Source organism: Pseudomonas lurida, from assembly GCF_013522705.1.
In the GTDB taxonomy this organism is placed as follows: domain Bacteria; phylum Pseudomonadota; class Gammaproteobacteria; order Pseudomonadales; family Pseudomonadaceae; genus Aquipseudomonas; species Aquipseudomonas quebecensis.
Window position 1 is genome coordinate 234,338 of record NZ_JAAMRE010000003.1, and the last position, 20,252, is coordinate 254,589.

Below are 20,252 nucleotides of genomic sequence, written 5' to 3' on the forward strand. Positions count from 1 at the left end.
ACCCACCTGTTGAAATGCGTTCCCATGTGGGAGGGGGCTTGCCCCCGATAGAGCCCTCAGCCACATCAGAGACTCAGGCATGAACACAACCCCTCGCATCGCCCTGATCGGCGAATGCATGATCGAACTGCAATACCGCGCCGACGGCAGCCTGCACCAGAGCTTCGGCGGTGACACCCTGAACACTGCGGTGTACCTGCGCCGTGAGCTGGGCGAAAGCGGCAGCGTCGACTACGTCACCGCCCTGGGCGATGACAGCTTCAGCGATGCAATGTGCCGGCAATGGGTCGACGAAGGTCTCGGTCTCGGCCTGGTCCAACGCCTGCCGGGGCGGTTGCCGGGTTTGTATTGCATCCAGACCGATGACCAGGGCGAGCGAAAATTTCTGTATTGGCGCAACGAAGCCGCCGTGCGCGACTGCTTCACCACGCCCGCCGCCGAGCCGGTTCTGGCGGCGCTGCCGAGCTACGACGTGGTGTATTTCAGCGGTATCACCCTGGCCGTGCTCGGTGAGGTCGGCCGTGCGCGCCTGCTGCAGGCGCTGATCGAAACCCGCCGCCGTGGCGGCCAGGTAGTGTTCGACAACAACTACCGTCCGCGCCTGTGGCCCAGTGTGGAAGCAGCGCGCGCGGCGTATCACGCGGTGCTCGCCGAAGTGGACATCGCCTTGCTCACCGAAGATGACGAGCGCGGGTTGTTTGGCTATCAGGACGCCGAGCAGGTGTTCGCGGCCTATCCAGCCATTGCCGAGGTGGTGCTCAAGCGTGGCGCCGATACATGCCTTATCCGCTGCAACGGCGAGCATTTTGCCGTGCCGGCGTTGAAGATCGAGAAGGTGGTGGATACCACGGCGGCGGGGGATTCGTTCAGCGCGGCGTATCTGGCCAGCCGGCTCCAGAGTGGTTCACCCGAGGTGGCGGCGTTGGCTGGACATCGTCTGGCCAGTCGGGTGATTCAGGTTCCGGGGGCATTGATTCCCCTGGGGTGAATAGCCGTCTTCGGCGGATCGGGGGCAAGCCCCTCCCACAGTCGATTGCATTCCTCCAGATATATGCATTCCACGGTGGGAGGGGCTTGCCCCCGATAGGGCCCTGAAGGCATCCCTCAATCGCGATAAAACACCTGCACCAAGTGATACCCGAACTTGCTCTTGACCGGCCCATGCACCACCCGCAGCGGTTTCTTGAAAATCACCGCATCGATCGCCCCAACCATTTGCCCTGGCCGGATCTCGCCCAGATCGCCGCCACGTTTGCCCGACGGGCAGGTGGAGTACTTCTTGGCCAGCACATCAAAAGCTTCGCCCTTGGCAATGCGCTGCTTGAGTTGTTCGGCTTCCTCGCTGGTTTTCACCAGGATATGACGGGCTTGGGCTTTCATGGTTTTCTACCAGGTGTGCGACGGCGCGCGATTATGCCTGAAGTCGTTCGTCGACGCCGATCATCGCGCGGATTTTCGTCGCCAGCAGATCAATGGAAAACGGCTTGGCTACCATGTCCATGCCATCCTCCAGGAAGCCCTGGCGCTCGGAGGCTTTTTCGGCGTAGCCGGTCATGAACAGCACCTTGAGCCCCGGACGGTGCTGGCGCGCGATTTCCGCCAGTTGCCGGCCGTTCATGCCCGGCAGGCCCACGTCGGTCACCAGCAGGTCCACGCGCAGGTCCGATTCCAGCAGCGGCAACGCGGTACGCGCGTCCGCTGCCTGGTGTGCCGTGTAGCCCAATTCGTCCAGCAGGTTCACCACCAGCATGCGCACCGCCAGGTCATCCTCGACCACTACGACTGCTTCGCCCGCCTGGGCCACCGGCGCTTCGCCGAGGCTGGCCGGCAGGCTGCTCTCCAGGGAGGTGCCGTGCAGGCGCGGCAGGTACAGGCGCACGCAGGTGCCCTGGCCCGGCTCGCTTTGGATGGTCACATGGCCGCCGGACTGCTGGGCAAACCCGTAGATCATCGACAGCCCCAGGCCAGTACCCTGGCCGATAGGCTTGGTGGTGAAGAAGGGGTCGAACGCTTTGGCAAGAATCTTCGGCGCCATGCCGGTGCCGTTGTCGCACACACCGAGCATCACGTAATCGCCGGCCTTGACGGGTTCGAGGGTGGTGATGTCGGTGCCGTCCAGGTAACTGTTGGCGGTTTCGATCAGTATTTCACCGCCGTCGGGCATGGCGTCACGGGCATTGATCACCAGGTTGAGCAACGCGTTTTCCAACTGGCTGGCATCGGTGTTGACCGGCCAGATGTCCTGGCCCAGTTGCACATTCAGGCGAATGTGCGCGCCTTTGGTACGACGGAACAGGTCTTCCAGGGACGCCACCAGTTGGTTCGGGTCCAGTGGGCGCCGGTCCAGCGACTGGCGCCTGGAGAACGCCAGCAACCGATGGGTGAGGGCGGCGGCGCGATGGGCGGAGGACACGGCGGCCTCGATGAAACGGCCGATCTCCTCGCTGCGCCCTGCGGTGATGTAGCGCTGCATCAGGTCCAGGCTGCCGATAATGCCGGTGAGCATATTGTTGAAGTCATGGGCGATGCCGCCGGTGAGCTGGCCTACCGCTTCCATCTTTTGCGCATGGCGTAAGGCATCTTCGGCGCGCTCGCGTTCGTACATTTCGTTTTGCAGGCGCTGGTTGGCCTCGGCCAGCGCCTGGGTGCGCTGGGCGACCCGCTCTTCGAGGTTTTCATTGAGGTGGCGCAGGGCCTGTTCGGTGGTCTTGCGTTCGGTCAGGTCCAGGGCGGCGCCGAGGAACCGCGCCGGCCGGCCCTGGTGGTCCTTGTAGCAGCGGCCGCGGGCGAAGATCCAGCGTACCTCGCCATCGGGCAGCAACAAACGGTACTCCTCGGCGTATTCGGTGCCGTGGCTGATGCAATGCTTGATGCTGCGCGCCACCGTGCCACGGTCTTCGGGGTGAACACCTTGCAGGTAGGCGCTGATGGGCAAGAGGCCGGCGTCGCCGGGTGCGACGCCGTGCAGATAGGCGAAGTGCGCGTCGGCGATGAAGTGGTCTTCGCCAATGTCCCAATCCCAGGTACCCACCGCGTCGGTAGCGGCCAGCGCCAATTGCAGGCGTTGCTCGCTGTTATGCTGGGCCTTCAGGCTGGCTTCGGAGCGTTGTTGCAGCTCGAGGGCCTTGCTGCGGCGCTCGTGGGTGTCGATGGCGGTGACCAGGATGCCGGCAACCTGGCCGCTTTCGTCGCGGATCGGGCTGTAGGTGAGGTCCAGCCAGATTTCGGTGTCGCGGTGGTTGCGCTGCAGCACAAAGCGCTGCTCGCTGAAGGTGCGCGTCTGCCCGTCGCGCACGGCGCTGTAGATCGGTGCGGTAAAGCTTTCCAGCTCCGGCCAGGTCTGATGCGCCGGCTGGCCCATGGCATCGGGGTGCTTGTTGCCCGCCAGCCGGGCAAAGCCATCGTTGTACAGTTGGATAAGTTGGTGGCCCCACAGCAAAAGCATCGGCATCGGTGAATTGACCACGATATCGACGGCTGTGCGCAGGCTTTGCGGCCAGTCATTGGCCTCACCGAGCGGGCTTCGTGCCCAGTCCAGCCGTGCAATCAATGCAGCGGCTTCGCTACCGGTGGATGTTCCATTCATGAAAAAGCCCTGAGCGTAACGCTTTGAAAGATAAAAACACCCATTATCCCGTGAGTGGGCAATAAGTGACTACCCCGGAAAAATAGCACGCCCTGGCGTTTTGTCTCGCAAATCGGCCCCTCAGAGCTGAAACCTTTCATCTTCAAGCCAGTTCGGGACGGTCGCGAAACGCCTCCAGGGCCTCGGGGTTGGCCAGGGCGTCGGTGTTCTTCACCGGTTCGCCGTGCACGACGTTGCGCACCGCCAGTTCGACGATCTTGCCGCTGATGGTGCGCGGAAGATCGCTGACGGCGAGGATCTTCGCCGGCACATGGCGCGGTGTGGTGTTGGCGCGGATCACCTGGCGGATCTGCTGTTCCAGCGCCTCATCGAGCACGACGCCAGGGTCCAGGCGCACAAACAGCACGACCCGAACGTCGTCCTGCCAGCGTTGGCCGATGGCCAGGCTTTCCAGCACCTGAGGGACTTTTTCCACCTGGCGATAAATCTCGGCGGTGCCGATGCGCACGCCGCCGGGGTTGAGCACCGCGTCCGAACGCCCGTGGATCAACAGGCTGCCGTTGGCGCGCTGCTCGGCGTAGTCGCCCTGGGCCCATACGCCGGGGAACTGGCTGAAATACGACGCACGCAGTTTCTGCCCGTCGGGGTCGTTCCACAGGCCGATGGGCATGGCGGGGAAGTGACGGGTACACACCAGCTCACCTTTTTCGCCGATCAACGGCTGGCCCTGGTCGTCCCACACCTCGATGGCCATCGCCAGGCTCTTGCACTGCATTTCGCCACGGCGTACCGGCAGCACCGGGTTGCCGATGACAAAACAGGAGACGATGTCGGTGCCGCCGGACATCGACGACAGGCACAGCTCGGCCTTGATCTCACGGTACACGTAGTCGTAGCTCTGCGGTGACAGCGGCGAGCCGGTTGAGATCAGCCCCTTGAGGCTACCCAGCGCATGGCTCAGGCGCGGTTGCAGGCCGGCCTTTTCCAGGGTGGCGAGAAACTTGGGGCTGGTGCCGAACACGCTGATGCGTTCCGCGTCGATCAGGTCGATCAAGCGCGCAGGCCCTGGGTGAAACGGCGAGCCGTCATAGAGCACCGCCGTAGCGCCCAGGGCCAGTACCGACACCAGCCAGTTCCACATCATCCAGCCGCAGGTGGTGTAGTAGAACAGGCAGTCGTCGCGGGACAGGTCGGCATGCAGGCCGTGTTCCTTCAGATGGGTGAGCAGCACACCGCCGGTGCCATGGATGATGCACTTGGGCACCCCAGTGGTGCCACTGGAATACAGGATGTACAGCGGATGATCGAACGGCACCGCAACAAACGCAGGCTCGCCGCCGGGTTGGTAAACGTCCTGCCAGAGCGTCACGCGGGCCCGGGTGCGATAGTCCTCGACCCGAGCCTGCGGCCGTGCGTACGGCACCACGATCAACTGCTGCAAAGACGGCAGGCGTTCGAGGATTTCATTGAGCTTGGCGCTCTGATCGATGGTTTTGCCGGCATACCGATAACCGGCGCAGGTGATCAGCACCTTGGGTTCGATCTGGCCGAAGCGATCGATCACGCCTTGGGTGCCGAAGTCGGGCGAAGAGCACGACCAGATCGCGCCAAGGCTGGTGGTGGCAAGCATGGCAACCAGGGTTTGCCAGGTATTGGGCATACACGCCGCGACGCGGTCGCCGATACCGACGCCCGCTGCTCGCAGACTGTTTTGCAGGCCGGCGACATGGGCGGCGAGTTCGGCGTAGGTGAGTTGTTCGCGCTGGCCGTCTTCGCCGACGGCGACCACGGCCGGGTGATGGTCGCGGCGGCGCAGCAGGTGCTCGGCAAAATTTAGGGTCGCACCGGGAAACCACTGGGCGCTGGGCATCGCGTCGCCTTCGATCAGCGCGGCGCTGGGCGGGCTGCGAAACTGCACGTCGAAAAACGCGACAATGGCCTGCCAGAACTCGGCGCGCCGGTCGATGCTCCACTGGTGCAGCGCCGGGTAGTCGCAAAGCTGCACGGCGTGGCGATCATTGATAAAGCGCCGGAACTGATCCATGCGCGTGTTGCGGATGCGTTCCGGGGAGGGTTGCCAGAGGATTTCGGACATCAGCCAGGTCTCTTGTTCTTATGCACGTCTTCCAAACAACAGCGTTCCGCTGTGTTTGATCTATTGGGCCAGCCAGCCCCCATCGATATTCCACGCCGCACCACGCACCTGGGCGCCGGCCTCGCTGCACAAAAACAGCACCAGTTCGCCCAGTTGCGATGGGGTCACGAACTCCAGCGACGGCTGTTTCTCCGCCAGCAGATCATGCTGCGCCTGCTGCGGGTCCACGCCTTGGGCAATGCGGTCGTCGATCTGCTTCTGCACCAGCGGCGTCAGCACCCAGCCGGGGCAGATCGCGTTGCAGGTTACGTTGCTGGGGGCGGTCTCCAGGCCCACCACTTTGGTCAGGCCGATCACGCCGTGCTTGGCCGCCACATAAGCGGCCTTGCCCACCGAACCGACCTGGCCGTGCACCGAGGCAATATTGACGATACGCCCCCAGCCCTTGGCCTTCATGCCCGGCAGGCCCAAGCGTGTGCTGTGGAACACCGACGACAGGTTGATCGCGATGATCGCGTCCCAGCGCTCGGCCGGGAAGTCTTCGACCGCCGCCACATGCTGGATGCCGGCGTTGTTCACCAGAATGTCCACGCCGCCGAACTCACGCTCGGCGTAGGCGAACATGTCGGCGATCTGCGCCGGGTCGCTGACGTCCGCCGGATGGTGACCGACCTGGCCGCCATAGGCTTGCACCTGGGCGATTACCGCGCTGGCATCGCCAAAGCCATTGAGGATCAGGTTGGCGCCGGCCTTGGCCAGGCTCAGCGCGATACCCAGGCCGATGCCGCTGGTGGAGCCGGTAACCAGGGCGGTCTTGCCATTCAATGTCGTCATGTACACCTCATACAATGCCTGTGGCATAGAAAGTACCGATCACCACGAACACCGCAAGGGTCTTGATAATCGTGATGCCGAAAATATCCTTGTAGGCTTCGCGGTGGGTCAGGCCGGTGACCGCCAGCAGGGTGATCACCGCGCCGTTGTGGGGCAGGGTGTCCATGCCGCCACTGGCCATGGCCGCGACCCGGTGCAGCACTTCAAGGGGGATATTGGCCGCGTGGGCCGCCGCGATAAAACTCTCGGACATCGCGGCCAGGGCGATGCTCATGCCGCCCGAGGCGGAACCGGTGATACCGGCCAGCAACGTCACAGTGATCGCCTCGTTGACCAACGGGTTGGGGATGCCCTTAAGCCAGTCCGCCAGCACCAGAAAGCCCGGCAACGAAGCGATGACCGCACCGAAGCCGTATTCCGACGCGGTATTCATCGCCGCCAGCAACGCACCGCTGACCGCGCTCTTGCTGCCTTCGGCGAGTTTGCTCTTGATGGCCGAGAAGCCGAACACCAGCACCATGATAATCCCCACCAGCAGCGCCGCCTGCACCGCCCAGATCGCCGTGAGCTTGGCAATCTCGGTGGTCACCGGCGCGCTCATGCCAGGCAGGCTGAGGCTGTGGGTCTTGCCGTACCACTGCGGAATCCAGTGGGTGAACAGCAGGTTCATCACGCCTACCAGGATCAGCGGCGACAGCGCGATCCACGGGTTGGGCAGCGCCAGGTTCTCAGCGGTTTCCGGTTCATTGCGCAGGTCGATGCCGTAGCCTTCCCCGGCGCGCTGGGCCTTGTTGCGTTGGCGTGCCAGGTAGAGCATGCCGGCGCAGAACACGAAGATCGTGCCGATCAGCCCCAGCCACGGCGCCGCCCAGGCTGTGGTGTTGAAGAACGTGCTGGGGATGATGTTCTGGATCTGCGGCGTGCCGGGCAGGGCGTCCATGGTGAAGGAAAACGCACCCAGGGCGATGGTCGCCGGGATCAGGCGCTTGGGGATATTGCTCTGGCGGAACATCTCCGCCGCGAACGGGTACACCGCGAAAACCACCACAAACAGCGACACGCCGCCGTAGGTGAGCAGGGCGCAGACCAGCACGATCACCAGCATCGCCTGGCGCGTGCCGAGCAAACGGATCGCCGCCGCCACGATCGAACGCGAGAAGCCCGACAACTCAATCAACTTGCCGAATACCGCACCCAGCAGGAACACCGGGAAATACAGTTTGATAAAGCCGACCATTTTTTCCATAAACACCCCGGTAAAGGCAGGGGCGACGGCGGAAGGATCGGTCAGCAGCACCGCGCCGAGGGCGGCGATGGGGGCGAACAGGATAACGCTATAGCCACGGTAGGCAGCCAGCATCAGCAACGCGAGGGCTGCCAGGGCAATGATCACACTCATGGTGTGTCTCCAGATGGGATTGTTATTTTTGTGGGTGACGCTGTGGGAAGGGCTATAGCGAGATGTGTGCCAAGTGGTTAATTGCTTGAAATATATGGATATTTTTCAACAGGTTTTAAGCCGTGTCTCAATTTCAAGACAGGCGCGGATCAAATGTGGGAGGGGGCTTGCCCCGATAGCGGTCTATCAGCCAGGAAAATAGCGGCTGAACCAATGCCATCGGCGGCAAGCCCCCTCCCACCCAGTCTGTCTATTTATTGAGATGCTTGTCTCTATTTAGAGATTGCGTAATGCCCAGGGCCACCATCTTCTTGTACAACGTCGATCGCCCCAGCCCCAACCGCTTAGCCGCCTCCACCACATTGCCTTCACATCCTTTGAGCGCCGCCACAATCACCTGCCGGTCAAACCGCTCTCGCGCCGCGTTGTAGCTTTCGCCTTCTACCGCCGCCACGGCATTGCTACGCGCCACCGGACTGAAGGTGCCGATCGCCGCGCGGACTTCCTCGGCGTTCAATACCAGGTCATCGCTCAACAGCGCCGCGCGCTCCAGCACATTGCGCAACTCGCGGATATTCCCCGGCCAGGCATGCTGGGCCAGCAGGGCCAGGGCTTCGCGGTCCAGTTCGTGGTGGCTGCTCAGTTCTTCGAGGATCGCCTCGCTGAGCGCCGGAATATCTTCCAGGCGTTCGCGCAGGGGCGGCACCTGGATGGGCAGCACGTTCAGGCGGTAGTACAGGTCTGCGCGAAACTCGCCGCGCTTGATTGCCGCTTCAAGGTCCATCGATGTGGCCGCGATCACCCGCACATCACTGTGCAGCATCTCGTTGGAGCCGACCGGTTCGAATTCCTTTTCCTGCAACACCCGCAGCAGTTTGCTCTGCAGCGGCAGCGGCATATCGCCGATTTCATCCAGAAACAACGTACCACCCTCGGCGATCTGGAACTTGCCGGAGCGGCCCTTGCGGTCCGCCCCGGTAAACGCGCCAGGTGCCGTGCCGAAAAATTCGGCTTCCAGCAGGTCATGGGGGATCGCCGCGCTGTTGATGCTCACGAACGCCTTGTGCGCCCGCGACGACGCGCCATGAATGGCCTGGGCCAGCAGCTCCTTGCCGGTACCGGTTTCCCCCAGCAGCAATACGGGCGACTCGGCCTTTGCACTGCGCCGCGCCCGGCGTTTGACCTCCAGGCTCGCGGCACTGGTGCCGATAAAATGCGCGAAGGTGTACTTGCTCTGGCGTGAGCGCAGCAACGAGCGGGTGGAGGCCAGTTCCTGCTGCATGCTCAGGTAGCGCTCGATCAGGGGCGACAAGTTGCGCAGCTCATCGAACAGCGCGAAGCCGATGGCGCCGATCACCGCGCCGGCATCGTTGTGAATCGGCAGGCGCATCACCACCAGCGGGCCTTTGGGCGTGTCCTGGATATCCAGCAGGATCGGCCGGTCGGTGCGCACCACCTGGCGCAACAAACTGTTTGAGATCACTTGTTCGCACGGTTGGCCGATGGCCTCTTCGGCGCTCTTGAGACCGAAGCGTCTGGCGTAGCGCTCGTTCATCCACACGATGTTGGCATCACGGTCGACAATCACCGTGCCTTCGCTGGACTGCTCGATGATCTCGAACAGCGACTGGATCGCCAGCCCGCGTACCTGTTGGTAATCGGTGAGGTTATCGGTGAGGTTCATGCCCATGCCGCCAGCAAAAGGGTGAGTGGAATCCCATAACGTCCTACAGCGGGATATGCGCCGCTGCCATCAGTTCCTTGGTGTAGGGGTGCTGCGGTGACTCGAATAGGTCATGGCTGGCGCCGCGCTCCACCACCTGGCCGTCCTTGATCACGATCATGTCGTGGGCCATGGCCCGCACCACGGCCAGGTCATGGCTGATAAACAGATACGTCAGGCCGTATTTTTCCTGCAGTTCACGCAGCAGCGCCACCACTTGTTTCTGCACGGTGCGGTCCAGAGCGGAGGTGGGTTCGTCCAGCAGCATCAGCGCCGGCTTGAGCACCAGTGCGCGGGCGATAGCGATGCGTTGGCGCTGGCCGCCGGAAAACTCGTGGGGGTAGCGATGCCGGCTGGCAGGGTCCAGGCCCACATCCTTGAGCACCTGGATGACCTGCGCTTCGCGCTCGGCCAGGCTGCACGGGGCATGCACTTCGAGACCTTCGCTGATGATCTGCTGCACTGACATGCGCGGGCTGAGGCTGCCGTAAGGGTCCTGGAACACCACCTGCATCTGCTTGCGCCACGGGCGCATCTGTTGATGGCTGAGGGCTTCTAGGGCGTGGCCCTGGAAGCATATGCCGCCGTGTGAGTCCAGCAGGCGCAGGATCGCCTGGCCAAGGGTGGATTTGCCCGAGCCGGATTCACCGACGATGCCCAGGGTCTTGCCACGTTGCACGCTGAGGCTGATGCCGTCTACCGCGCGCAGGTAGGTTTTGCGCCGAAACAGCCCGCCGCCGAGGCGGAACTGCACGCTCAGGTCATTCACTTGCAACACCGTCTCGCGTTCCTCGCTGCACAGGGCGTCGCCCGCCGGTTCGGCATCCAGCAGCAGGCGGCTGTAAGGGTGCTGCGGCGCGCTGAACAGCGCCTGGCATTCGGCCTGCTCGACGATCTCGCCGGCGTGCATCACGCACACCCGTTGGGCGATGCTGCGTACCAGGTTGAGGTCATGGCTGATCAACAGCAGCGACATGCCCAGGCGTTGCTGCAGGGATTTGAGCAGCAGCAGAATCTTGCGCTGCACGGTCACATCCAGCGCGGTGGTCGGTTCATCGGCTATCAGCAGCTCCGGCTCGCATGCCAGGGCCATCGCAATCATCACCCGCTGACGCTGGCCGCCGGACAACTGATGGGGATAGGCCTTGAGGCGTTCCCTGGGCTTCTGGATACCGACCAGCTCAAGCAATTCCAGGATGCGCGCCTGCGCCGCCCTGCCGCCCAGGCCCTTGTGCAGCAACAGGGTTTCACCGATCTGTTTTTCGATGCTGTGCAGCGGGTTGAGGGAGGTCATCGGCTCCTGGAAAATCATGGCGATGCGGTTGCCGCGCAGTTTCTGCAAGGTCGTCGCAGGCGCTCCCACCAGTTCCTTGCCGCGATATTTCACCGAGCCGGTGGTGGCGCTGCCGGCTTCAGGCAACAGTTGCAGAATCGAATGGGCGGTCACTGACTTGCCCGAGCCCGATTCGCCCACCAGCGCCAGGCACTCGCCGGGGCGCACCTCCAGGCTCAAGTTGCGTACCACGGCCTGGCCGTTGAAGGCGACGCAGAGGTCGCGGATCTCGATCAGGTTCATTTGCAATCACTCATGAGCGTGGGTCGAAGGCGTCACGCAGCGCCTCGCCGATAAAAACCAGCAGCGACAGGATCAGCGCCAGGGTGAAAAACGCCGTCAGGCCCAGCCACGGCGCCTGCAGGTTCTGTTTACCCTGGGCGATCAGCTCACCCAGCGACGCGCTGCCCGCCGGCATGCCGAAGCCGAGGAAGTCCAGGGCGCTCAACGTGGAAATGGCACCGGTCAAAATAAATGGCAGGTAGCTCAAGGTCGCAGTCATTGCATTGGGCAGGATATGCCGACCAATGATCTTGGCATCGCCCAGGCCCAGGGCCCGCGCCGCCTTGACGTATTCCAGGTTGCGCCCGCGCAGGAACTCGGCGCGCACCACGTCCACCAGCGCGAGCCAGGAAAACAGCGCCATGATCCCCAGCAGCCACCAGAAATTCGGCTCGACGAAACCCGACAGGATGATCAGCAGGTACAGCACCGGCAGGCCGGACCACACCTCAAGTACACGCTGCCCGATCAAATCCACCCAGCCGCCGTAGTATCCCTGCAGCGCGCCGGCGGCAATGCCGATAGCCGCGCTGATCGCGGTAAGCGCCAGGGCGAACAGGATCGATACCCGAGCGCCGAAGATGACCCGCGCCAGCACATCCCGCGACTGGTCGTCGGTGCCCAACCAGTTCACCGCCGAGGGCGGGCTGGGGGCAGGGCGGGTCAGTTCGTAGTTGGGCGTGTCGTCGCTGAATGGGATCGGCGGGAACAGCATCCAGCCGCCGTCCTGCTTGATCAGCTTTTGTACGTAATCACTGCGGTAATCGGCCTGAAATGGCAATTGCCCTCCGAACTGCTGCTCGGTGTAGCGCTTGAACACCGGGAAATACAATTCGTGCTTGTAGCTCACCACCCAGGGTTTGTCGTTAGCGATCAACTCGCCGCCCAGGGTCAGGATAAACAGACCGATAAACAGCCACAGCGACCACCAGCCGCGACGGTTTTTCTTGAACCGCTCGAAGCGTCGGCGGGCCACCGGTGACAGATTGAGCATCAGGCGTTCCTCGCGGCGAAGTCGATACGCGGGTCCACCAGGGTGTAGCAGAGGTCGCCGATCAGTTTTATCAGCAGGCCGAACAAGGTGAAGATAAACAGCGAGCCAAACACCACCGGGTAGTCCCGTGATACGGCGGCTTCGTAGCTCATGCGGCCCAGACCGTCGAGGGAGAAGATCACTTCGATCAGCAGCGAACCGGCAAAGAACACACTGATGAACGCCTGGGGAATTCCGGAGATCACCAGCAGCATGGCGTTGCGAAATACATGACCGTACAGCACGCGGCGCTCGCTCAGGCCCTTGGCGCGCGCGGTGACCACGTACTGACGCGTGATTTCATTCAGGAATGAGTTCTTGGTCAGGATGGTCAAGGTGGCGAAACCGCCGATCACCAGGGAGGTCACCGGCAGCACCAGGTGCCAGAAATAGTCGGCCACCTTGCCCACGGTGCTCAGCTCTTCGAAATTCTCCGAGACCAGGCCGCGCACCGGGAACCAGTTGAGGGATGTACCACCGGCAAACACTACGATCAGGAACATCGCGAACAGGAACGCCGGCATGGCATAGCCGATGACGATGGCGGTGCTGCTCCACACGTCAAAGCTGCTGCCATGGCGCACGGCCTTGCGAATGCCCAGGGGGATCGACACCAGGTAGGTGATCAGAGTGGCCCACAGGCCGAGGGAAATGGTCACGGGCATTTTTTCGAGGATCAGGTCGATCACGCTCTTGCCACGGAAGAAACTGTTGCCGAAGTCCAGCTGGGCGTAGCTTTTGAGCATCAGCCACAGACGTTCCGGCGCGGGCTTGTCGAAGCCGTATTGCTTTTCGATGTCCTTGATCAGTTTCGGGTCCAGGCCGCGACTGGCGCGCGAACCGCTGCCGATGCCTTCGCCGGACGAGCCGCCGACGCCACCGCCGCCAATCCCTTGCAGGTGGGCGATCGCCTGTTCCACCGGGCCGCCGGGGGCGGCCTGCACAATCACAAAATTCACCAGCAGGATGATCACCAGGGTCGGGATGATCAACAGCAGGCGCCGCACGATATAGGCAAACATCAGCGGGCCTCCGCGCGTTTTTTCAGTTCGGCTTTCATTTGTTCATTCGTCAGCGGTGTGGGGCTGATTTCCCACCAGGTTTCCAGGGCCTCATCGTTCTTGGCCTCGATGGCCGGGCGGCCGAAGCGGTTCCACCACGCCGCCGACGTACCGGGCGGGTAGTAATTGGGAATCCACAGATAATTCCATTGCAGCACCCGGTCCAGGGCATGGGCGTAGGTGAGCATCTGTGCCTGGGTGTCGGCCTTGACCAGGCCTTTGATCAGGGTGTCGACGGCCGGGTCCTTGAGCACCATGTAGTTATTGGCCCCCGAATCGAACGCGGCGGCCGAACCGAAGTAGTTGTACAGCTCCATCCCCGGAGAGGTGGTGACCGGGAACCCGGTGACGATCATGTCGTAGTCTCGACTCATCAAGCGGTTTACATACTGCGAGGAGTCGATGCGACGAATATTCAGGGTGATACCGATCTGCGCCAGGTTGCGCTTGTAGGGCAGCAGCAGCCGCTCGAGGCCGGCCTGGGCATTCAGGAAGGTGAACTCCAGCGGCTCGCCCTGGGCATTTACCAGTTTGTCGCCGTCGGGCTTCCAGCCAGCTTCCTCAAGCAGGCTCAGGGCCTGCAGCTGTTTGTCGCGGATCATGCCGCTGCCGTCGGTGACCGGTGCCTTGAACACCTGGGTGAATACCTCATCGGGTACTTGCCCGCGCAGCGGTTCGAGAATCGCCAGTTCCTCCTTGGTTGGCAACTGGCTGGCGGCCAGCGGGCTGTTGGAGAAGAAGCTCTGCTGGCGGATGTACATATTGCGCATCATCTGCCGGTTGGCCCACTCGAAATCCCACAACATCGCCAGGGCCTGACGTACGCGGCGATCCTTGAACATCGGCTTTTGCACATTGAATACATAGCCTTGTGCCGGTTGCGGCATCTCTTTGGCCAAATGCGCGCGTTGCAGGCGTCCATCGTCGAGGGCAGGGCCGTTGTAGCCGATGGAGTAGCCGGTGGCGGAAAACTCGCGATTGAAGTCGTAGGCACCGCCGCGCAATACCTGGCGTGCGACTTCGGTGTCGCCGAAGTACTCCAGGCTCAGGTGATCGAAGTTGTACAGGCCACGGCTGATGGGCAGGTCCTTGCCCCACCAGTCGGGGTCGCGGGTAAACGTGATGGTGCTGCCCGAATCGATCTTGCTGACCTTGTAGGGGCCGCTGCCCAGTGGCGCTTCGTAGCCGCCGCCGTTGGCAAAATCGCGGGTCTTCCACCAGTGCTGAGGAAACACCGGCAGGGTGGCGATATCCAGGGGCAGGGTGCGGTTCTCATTGCTGGAAAAGTCGAAGCGCACCTGGCGCTCGCCTTCCACTTCTACGTGCTTGACGTCGGCGAACAGCGTACGAAAGCGCAGGCTGCCTTGGGTCATCAACAGGTCAAAGCTGTAGCGTACGTCTTCGGCGGTGATCGGCTTGCCATCGGCAAAGCGCGCCTTCGGGTTCAGGTAAAAGCGCAGCGACAGGCCGTCCTCGGCACGCTCCATCTTCTCGGCGACCAGGCCATAGACCGTATAAGGCTCATCCAGGGAGCGCTGGGCCAGGGGCGCGTAAAGCCAGCCATCGACCTGGGACACGCCGATGCCTTTGTCGATATACGGCAGCACATGATCGAAGCGCCCGATCTCGATAGCCGAACGCCGCAGGCTGCCGCCCTTGGGTGCATTGGGGTTGGCATAGTCGAAATGGGTGAAACCGGCCGAGTACTTGGCCGGTTCACCGTACACCGTAAGGTACGTTTGTGGCGCCGCGATCACGGCGGTACTCGCCAGCACAAGGGCCAGCGCAGTGCCGAGAAGGGGTGTGGAAAAAGCCAATCGCATTGTCAGCCTTGAACGCCGGATAAAAGAATAGGGATTTGTACGCTAACGGCGGCACCGTCGCCAGTGATCGGATGCACAACGGCCCACCAGATGGCGGGCCGTTGTTTCACGCATCAGCGCAGGGCGGATCAGTCCTGACGGCTGGTGACTTCCAGCAGGTGGTAGCCGAACTGAGTCTTGACCGGGCCTTGCACGGTGTTGACTGGAGCGCTGAATACCACGGTATCGAATTCTTTAACCATCTGGCCTGGACCGAACGAACCCAGGTTGCCGCCGTCGCGGCTGGATGGGCAGCTGGAGTTGGCTTTGGCGATTTCTGCGAAGTCGGCGCCGCCTTCGATTTGGGCCTTGAGTTCGTTGCACTTGTCTTCGGTGGACACGAGGATGTGGCGGGCGGTGGCTTTGGCCATGAGAGTAACTCCTTGAATGAAAAGGGTGAGCGTACCGGAATCAGGCGGCTATTTCCCGGCAAAGTTCCCAGGGATTGCCTGAGCGGTGCGGCGGCGGGCCATGCCTTTGGCAGGCAGGCTGACGTTTCACTATAGAACGATGTAATCGTTGCGCTGGACGATTGGAAGATGTGCGCCCTGGACCAGGTGCAGGTAGCGGCCATCCACCAGGTCGATGGGCAGGCAGTCGTCCACATCCAGCACTGCGTCGGTATGGGCCTGGGACCAGTGCCGTCGCATCTGTTGCTTGCCTTTGCTCGTGGCTTCCTGCTTGTTACGGGCAACCACCAGCACATAATGATGGGCCTCGCCGAAGCTGTCGGTCTCATAGCCGCCCAGATTGATGAAATACAGATGATGGGCGCCGGCCTGGGGCGCCAGGTGGCTGAGTTCGATTTTCCAACCGTCGACGCCGTCGACCTCCATCCACGAATCGATGTGCACGCCCTTGGCATTGCCGAACCAGGCATCGCGCAGTTGCGGGTAAGTGCCTTGCAGCGTATCCGCCGCAGCGAACACCACATCATGAACTTCGATACTGGCCCGTGGGTGTTTGCCCCCGAGCATCACGACAAACAGCATTGCAGGTCCTTCCTGGCGATTGAGCAAGGCACAACCATACTTCGATTGAACCCTTTTGTCCGGTCAATGCCACAGTGTTAACCCGTGAATTGAGCAGGAGGTTGTCATGCGTAGCATTGATCTGGCGGGCGTGCCCGTCCCTGTCATCGGCCAGGGCACTTGGCGCATGGGCGAAGACCCGAATCATCGCCGCGCTGAAGTCGCGGCGCTGCAACTGGGCATCGACGAGGGCATGACCTTGATCGATACCGCCGAAATGTATGGCGAAGGCGGCGCTGAACGGGTGGTCGGCGAGGCCATTCATGGTAAACGCGACCAGGTGTTTCTGGTGAGTAAGGTGTATCCGCACCATGCCAGCCAAAAGGGCATTCCGCGTGCATGTGAAGCCAGCCTCCAGCGCTTGGGCACTGACTATATCGATCTGTATCTGCTGCACTGGCGTGGTCAGTACCCCCTGGAAGAAACCGTCGAAGCCTTTGAGCGTCTGCGCGAGGCAGGCAAGATCGGCCGTTGGGGCGTTTCCAACTTCGACGTAGCCGACCTGCAGGAACTGGCATCCCCGGCCTGTGCGACGAACCAGGTGCTCTACAACATTCAAGAGCGCGGCATCGAGTTTGATTTGCTGCCCTGGTGGCGACAACATCACTTACCCCTTATGGCCTACTGTCCGATTGCCCAGGGCGGAGAACTGTTGTCCAGTCCGGCGCTCAAGCAGATCGCCGCTCGTCACGAGGCAGATCCCGCCCAGGTGGCCCTGGCCTGGGTGCTGCGCCAGGACGGTGTGATCGCCATTCCCAAGGCGGTTACGCCGGAACACATCCGGCTTAACGCGGCGGCTGCCGACCTGGTTCTGGACAAGCACGACTTGGACGCCATCGACCGTGTCTTCGGGCCGCCCCAGCGCAAACATCGGTTGGCAATGGTCTAGCCGCAACCGGAAACGGTGCCGTCCATGGGCGCCGTTTCCGTGCCGAGCGGCTTAACCCGCTACCGGGCTGCGCCAATCGTCGGAGCCGGAAGTACCGGACACTTCGTGTGTCCACACGATCTTGCGATAGGTGAAGTACACATCCTCCAAGTGCGTGAAATGGGCGTTTTCCGGGTCCTGGCAGTTGGGCATGCGCGATTGGATATCCACCAGCGTGGCACCCTCCAGCTCGATGGTGAAGTAATGCTCCTGGGTACCGGCCGACGAAGTCCGGAACCATTCCAGTCGACACTTGACCTCTTCGCCACTGGTCAGCGCACTGAACAGCAACGGTGAGGATTTATCGAAGACCTTGCTGATCATCAGCGGCTTGTGAACCCGCTGCCCGGTCGGCTGCCCGGATTGCGGATCGCGGGGAATGATGACCTGGTGGGCGAAGGCCTGGACCAGGATCTGATCCTCGTGCCCCTCCTGATAGATGTTACCTACCGAGTCCTGTGTAAACGTGCCTGCCGTGATCAAACCTTGTTTGACGCCGGTAATGGAGAGATACGCGGGTGTTGGCATGACGGTTTTCCTTGCCTGGTTAAATAGGTAGTTCCAGAAGACAGCTGCGTCGACTGGTCAAATGCCTATAACAAAAAGCGTGCCGGAAAGTGCGTGAGCCAATAAAGGCGCGGGGTTGCTGCGATAACGTGCTTGTTTTGGTCGAATATGATCGAGTGAGAGTTAAGTTAATGGTGGGTTGTTTGCGCATGAGTGCGCAGTTAATTGCTCGCAGTGAACGGGCTTCAAAGGCTGGGGTTTAGTATTTAATTGACGAATTGGGCTTAGTTGACTGTTCAAAATGCTGCGCAGGCCTTGATTTTATTGGGTTGTAGGAAATGGCTTAAGTGGCGACTGGTGGCTTGCTGAATGCTGGAGGCAAGTCTACTGTTTGCAGACTTCGTTGTCGTTCTGGCGAAATATATCTGAAATATGATGCGTTTATGCAATGCGATTAGTTGGCTTCTCGTGCTCTTAAGTTGCGCGTGGTTAAAATGAATTATTATGAAAAGCTCTGTGTTTATTATATTGAAGTTGTCCGTGCGCCCTGTTCGCAAGAACATTTCGCGGGTGGTGACGTGCGCTTTTCGCCCGAGTACGAGGCCTTGGAATTGGAACTAAGTAAGGTCCACTCAATGCACGGCACCTCCCAGCCGGATTGGCACAAGGTCATTGAAGTCAGTGAGCAGCTGCTGCGCCGTCAGTCCAAGGATCTGCGCGTGGCTGTCTGGCTGACCTGGGCGCTGCACCAGCGTGAGTCGTTTGCGGGTCTGCTGGCGGGCCTTGGGATGTTGTGTCATCTGTGCGACCGTCATTGGTCGATTGTTTATCCTGCAAAAAACCGTACCCGAGCCGCGGCATTCGCGTGGTTGGTTCTGCGTCTCGAGTCATTGTCGGCGCAGATTGTTTCGCTGCATGACCAGCAGCCGCTGCATCGCGCTTTGCTCGAGCGACTGGCCCATTTGGATGAGTTGTTGAGCAGTCACCTGGGTGATGACGCGCCGCTGCTGCTGTCGATCCGCAGGCAATGGGACCAGCGCTTGGAGCATACCGCGCCAGGCGATCCTGCTGACGCCCAGTTGGGCGGTGTCGTTGCTCAGGCCAACCATGCGACCACTCAATTGCTGCGAGCCGAACTGTCGCTGGACAGCGAAAAGGACGCCCATAAATGGCTGCGTTCCTTGCAGGAACAAGCTCGGCCATTGTGCGCCTGGTGGCTGCGTCAGAACGCTACCGACCTGCGTGCATTGCGCCTGAATCGCACGTTGATGTGGATGACCCTGATCAGCTATCCGCAAGCCGACACGGAGCGGATCACCACGCTGCGTGGCCCGGCGCCCGACAAGCTCAAGCGTTACCGGGAGTGGCTCGCCCAGGGCCAGTACGCCGATCTGCTGCTTGAGCTCGAGGCCAGCCTGGCGGGTGCGATGTTCTGGTTTGATGGGCTGCACATGGTCTGGCAATGCCTGGAGGCCCTGCAGGCGCCATTGGCCATGAGCGAGCTGGAAGTGAGCTTTGCCCTGCTGCTGCAACGGCTGCCCGACCTGCCTGAATTTCGCTTTCACGACGGCAGTCCGTTTGCCGATGCGGGCACCCGGACCTGGATTGCCTTGCAGGTGCGGCCTCATAGGCAGCCGCCCGAAACGCTGTGTGAGGCCGCCGATGCCCAGCCTTGGGAGGTCGCCCTGCAGGCGCTGCAGCCCAGGCTGCGAAAGGAGGGCCTGAAGGCCGTCGTACATGAACTCAAGCAAGGCCTGCACGGAGCTCGCGGCGACCGTGAGCGCTTTTACTGGCGCCTGGCCCAGGCGCGCCTGTGTGTGCAAGCGGGCAAGCATGAACTGGCAAAGATCCAGCTCGACCAACTCGATCTAGAACTGCAGCGCACCGGGCTGGACCGCTGGGAGCCGGAGCTTGCGCTGCATGTCGCCCAATTGCTGCACCGTTGCTGTGACCTCGTGCCGCAAAGCCATGCCGTGCGCGAGCGCAAGGAAGACACCCATCGCAGGCTGTGCCTCTTCGATCTTGAAGCGGTACTTGAATAGGCTCTCGAGCCCCCCGAACAAGGAGAAATACCATGGCCAAAGAAGGTTCCGTAGCCCCGAAGGAACGCATCAATATTACGTTCAAACCCGCTATCGGTGGCGCCCAGGAAGAAGTCGAGCTGCCGTTGAAACTGCTTGTGCTGGGGGATTTCACCCAGCGCGAAGACGTGCGCAAGCTCGAAGACCGCAAGCCTATCGCCATCGATAAGAACACCCTGGACGAAGTGTTGGCCAACCAGGCATTGAACCTGACCCTGAATGTGCCCAATCGACTTCAGGAGGGCGCCGATGCCGAGGAGTTGGGGATTCAGGTGCGCATCAACTCGATGAAGGACTTCAACCCTGCGCATCTGGTTGAGCAGATTCCTCAACTGCAAAAACTGATGGCGCTGCGTGAGGCGCTGGTGGCGCTCAAGGGGCCTTTGGGCAACACACCAAGCTTTCGCAAGGCCATAGAGCAAGCCCTGACCAACGACGAATCCCGCGTGCGGGTACTGGCGGAGCTGGGCCTGAGCGACCCATCCGCCTGACATACC

At 61.7% G+C, this 20,252-nt stretch carries 17 protein-coding genes; 4 read left to right on the plus strand and 13 right to left on the minus strand.

The annotated features are described in order from the left end of the window. Positions 1 to 79: 79 nt before the first annotated feature. Entirely contained in the window at positions 80 to 988 is a 909-nt protein-coding gene (locus G7025_RS04470) for a sugar kinase (RefSeq protein WP_181076880.1), read from the plus strand. A gap of 116 nt (positions 989 to 1,104) precedes the next feature. On the opposite strand, the gene G7025_RS04475 is transcribed toward G7025_RS04470, so the two are convergent. The 12 genes from G7025_RS04475 to G7025_RS04530 form a co-directional block, all read right to left on the minus strand. Beyond that, complete coding sequence (locus tag G7025_RS04475) at positions 1,105 to 1,380, minus strand: peptidylprolyl isomerase (protein WP_046383114.1); 276 nt, start codon at positions 1,378 to 1,380, stop codon at positions 1,105 to 1,107. A gap of 31 nt (positions 1,381 to 1,411) precedes the next feature. Continuing rightward, a complete protein-coding gene (locus tag G7025_RS04480; protein ID WP_181076881.1) occupies positions 1,412 to 3,586 on the minus strand; it encodes a PAS domain-containing hybrid sensor histidine kinase/response regulator in 2,175 nt (724 codons plus the stop codon). 142 nt (positions 3,587 to 3,728) lie between these two features. Beyond that, positions 3,729 to 5,681, minus strand: a complete 1,953-nt coding sequence (locus G7025_RS04485; RefSeq protein WP_181076882.1) for an acetoacetate--CoA ligase — start codon at positions 5,679 to 5,681, stop codon at positions 3,729 to 3,731. Positions 5,682 to 5,741: 60 nt separating this feature from the next. Next, positions 5,742 to 6,515: a 3-hydroxybutyrate dehydrogenase gene (locus tag G7025_RS04490; RefSeq protein ID WP_181076883.1), complete on the minus strand. Its 774-nt coding sequence runs from the start codon at positions 6,513 to 6,515 to the stop codon at positions 5,742 to 5,744. A 7-nt stretch (positions 6,516 to 6,522) separates the two neighbouring features. Further along, positions 6,523 to 7,914 (minus strand): GntP family permease, encoded by a 1,392-nt coding sequence (locus tag G7025_RS04495; protein ID WP_181076884.1) that lies wholly within the window; start codon positions 7,912 to 7,914, stop codon positions 6,523 to 6,525. Between the two features lie 250 nt (positions 7,915 to 8,164). Beyond that, positions 8,165 to 9,598 carry a sigma-54 interaction domain-containing protein gene (locus G7025_RS04500; RefSeq protein ID WP_181076885.1) on the minus strand — a complete coding sequence of 478 codons (1,434 nt, stop codon included), beginning with the start codon at positions 9,596 to 9,598 and terminating at the stop codon, positions 8,165 to 8,167. A 43-nt stretch (positions 9,599 to 9,641) separates the two neighbouring features. After that, positions 9,642 to 11,213: an ABC transporter ATP-binding protein gene (locus G7025_RS04505; RefSeq protein ID WP_181076886.1), complete on the minus strand. Its 1,572-nt coding sequence runs from the start codon at positions 11,211 to 11,213 to the stop codon at positions 9,642 to 9,644. A gap of 10 nt (positions 11,214 to 11,223) precedes the next feature. Next, positions 11,224 to 12,246 (minus strand): ABC transporter permease, encoded by a 1,023-nt coding sequence (locus tag G7025_RS04510; protein WP_181076887.1) that lies wholly within the window; start codon positions 12,244 to 12,246, stop codon positions 11,224 to 11,226. Continuing rightward, complete coding sequence (locus tag G7025_RS04515) at positions 12,246 to 13,307, minus strand: microcin C ABC transporter permease YejB (RefSeq protein ID WP_181076889.1); 1,062 nt, start codon at positions 13,305 to 13,307, stop codon at positions 12,246 to 12,248. Before G7025_RS04515 ends, G7025_RS04510 begins: the two co-directional genes overlap by 1 nt. Further along, on the minus strand, positions 13,307 to 15,169 hold the full coding sequence (locus G7025_RS04520) for an extracellular solute-binding protein (RefSeq protein ID WP_181076890.1): 1,863 nt from the start codon (positions 15,167 to 15,169) through the stop codon (positions 13,307 to 13,309). The genes G7025_RS04515 and G7025_RS04520 overlap by 1 nt, the downstream gene beginning before the upstream one ends. 128 nt (positions 15,170 to 15,297) lie before the next feature. After that, positions 15,298 to 15,579 (minus strand): peptidylprolyl isomerase, encoded by a 282-nt coding sequence (locus G7025_RS04525; protein WP_010210937.1) that lies wholly within the window; start codon positions 15,577 to 15,579, stop codon positions 15,298 to 15,300. A gap of 129 nt (positions 15,580 to 15,708) precedes the next feature. Continuing rightward, positions 15,709 to 16,200, minus strand: a complete 492-nt coding sequence (locus G7025_RS04530) for a DUF1543 domain-containing protein (RefSeq protein ID WP_181076892.1) — start codon at positions 16,198 to 16,200, stop codon at positions 15,709 to 15,711. Between the two features lie 106 nt (positions 16,201 to 16,306). On the opposite strand from G7025_RS04530, the gene G7025_RS04535 reads away from it, so the two are divergent. Beyond that, positions 16,307 to 17,128, plus strand: a complete 822-nt coding sequence (locus G7025_RS04535) for an aldo/keto reductase (protein WP_181076893.1) — start codon at positions 16,307 to 16,309, stop codon at positions 17,126 to 17,128. Positions 17,129 to 17,179: 51 nt separating this feature from the next. On the opposite strand, the gene G7025_RS04540 is transcribed toward G7025_RS04535, so the two are convergent. Beyond that, the gene (locus G7025_RS04540) at positions 17,180 to 17,695 is read right to left on the minus strand and encodes an Hcp family type VI secretion system effector (protein ID WP_181076895.1); all 516 of its coding nucleotides are present in this window, start codon (positions 17,693 to 17,695) and stop codon (positions 17,180 to 17,182) included. Between the two features lie 473 nt (positions 17,696 to 18,168). On the opposite strand from G7025_RS04540, the gene tssA reads away from it, so the two are divergent. Together tssA and tssB are read left to right on the plus strand one after the other, a co-directional pair. Then, positions 18,169 to 19,716 carry a type VI secretion system protein TssA gene (gene tssA / locus G7025_RS04545; RefSeq protein ID WP_181076896.1) on the plus strand — a complete coding sequence of 516 codons (1,548 nt, stop codon included), beginning with the start codon at positions 18,169 to 18,171 and terminating at the stop codon, positions 19,714 to 19,716. Positions 19,717 to 19,748: 32 nt separating this feature from the next. Then, complete coding sequence (gene tssB, locus G7025_RS04550; RefSeq protein ID WP_181076898.1) at positions 19,749 to 20,246, plus strand: type VI secretion system contractile sheath small subunit; 498 nt, start codon at positions 19,749 to 19,751, stop codon at positions 20,244 to 20,246. The last annotated feature ends 6 nt before the right edge of the window (positions 20,247 to 20,252 follow it).

What these genes read in the sequence shown, in the direction of transcription:
- tssB (WP_181076898.1), top strand. Translation starts at nt 19,749, where the DNA reads ATGGCCAAAGAAGGTTCCGTAGCCCCGAAGGAACGCATCAATATTACG.
- G7025_RS04540 (WP_181076895.1), bottom strand. Translation starts at nt 17,695, where the DNA reads ATGCCAACACCCGCGTATCTCTCCATTACCGGCGTCAAACAAGGTTTG.
- G7025_RS04525 (WP_010210937.1), bottom strand. Translation starts at nt 15,579, where the DNA reads ATGGCCAAAGCCACCGCCCGCCACATCCTCGTGTCCACCGAAGACAAG.
- G7025_RS04500 (WP_181076885.1), bottom strand. Translation starts at nt 9,598, where the DNA reads ATGAACCTCACCGATAACCTCACCGATTACCAACAGGTACGCGGGCTG.
- G7025_RS04535 (WP_181076893.1), top strand. Translation starts at nt 16,307, where the DNA reads ATGCGTAGCATTGATCTGGCGGGCGTGCCCGTCCCTGTCATCGGCCAG.
- G7025_RS04510 (WP_181076887.1), bottom strand. Translation starts at nt 12,246, where the DNA reads ATGCTCAATCTGTCACCGGTGGCCCGCCGACGCTTCGAGCGGTTCAAG.
- G7025_RS04505 (WP_181076886.1), bottom strand. Translation starts at nt 11,213, where the DNA reads ATGAACCTGATCGAGATCCGCGACCTCTGCGTCGCCTTCAACGGCCAG.
- G7025_RS04520 (WP_181076890.1), bottom strand. Translation starts at nt 15,169, where the DNA reads ATGCGATTGGCTTTTTCCACACCCCTTCTCGGCACTGCGCTGGCCCTT.
- G7025_RS04530 (WP_181076892.1), bottom strand. Translation starts at nt 16,200, where the DNA reads ATGCTGTTTGTCGTGATGCTCGGGGGCAAACACCCACGGGCCAGTATC.
- G7025_RS04470 (WP_181076880.1), top strand. Translation starts at nt 80, where the DNA reads ATGAACACAACCCCTCGCATCGCCCTGATCGGCGAATGCATGATCGAA.
- G7025_RS04490 (WP_181076883.1), bottom strand. Translation starts at nt 6,515, where the DNA reads ATGACGACATTGAATGGCAAGACCGCCCTGGTTACCGGCTCCACCAGC.
- G7025_RS04485 (WP_181076882.1), bottom strand. Translation starts at nt 5,681, where the DNA reads ATGTCCGAAATCCTCTGGCAACCCTCCCCGGAACGCATCCGCAACACG.
- G7025_RS04480 (WP_181076881.1), bottom strand. Translation starts at nt 3,586, where the DNA reads ATGAATGGAACATCCACCGGTAGCGAAGCCGCTGCATTGATTGCACGG.
- G7025_RS04475 (WP_046383114.1), bottom strand. Translation starts at nt 1,380, where the DNA reads ATGAAAGCCCAAGCCCGTCATATCCTGGTGAAAACCAGCGAGGAAGCC.
- G7025_RS04515 (WP_181076889.1), bottom strand. Translation starts at nt 13,307, where the DNA reads ATGTTTGCCTATATCGTGCGGCGCCTGCTGTTGATCATCCCGACCCTG.
- tssA (WP_181076896.1), top strand. Translation starts at nt 18,169, where the DNA reads ATGAATTATTATGAAAAGCTCTGTGTTTATTATATTGAAGTTGTCCGT.
- G7025_RS04495 (WP_181076884.1), bottom strand. Translation starts at nt 7,914, where the DNA reads ATGAGTGTGATCATTGCCCTGGCAGCCCTCGCGTTGCTGATGCTGGCT.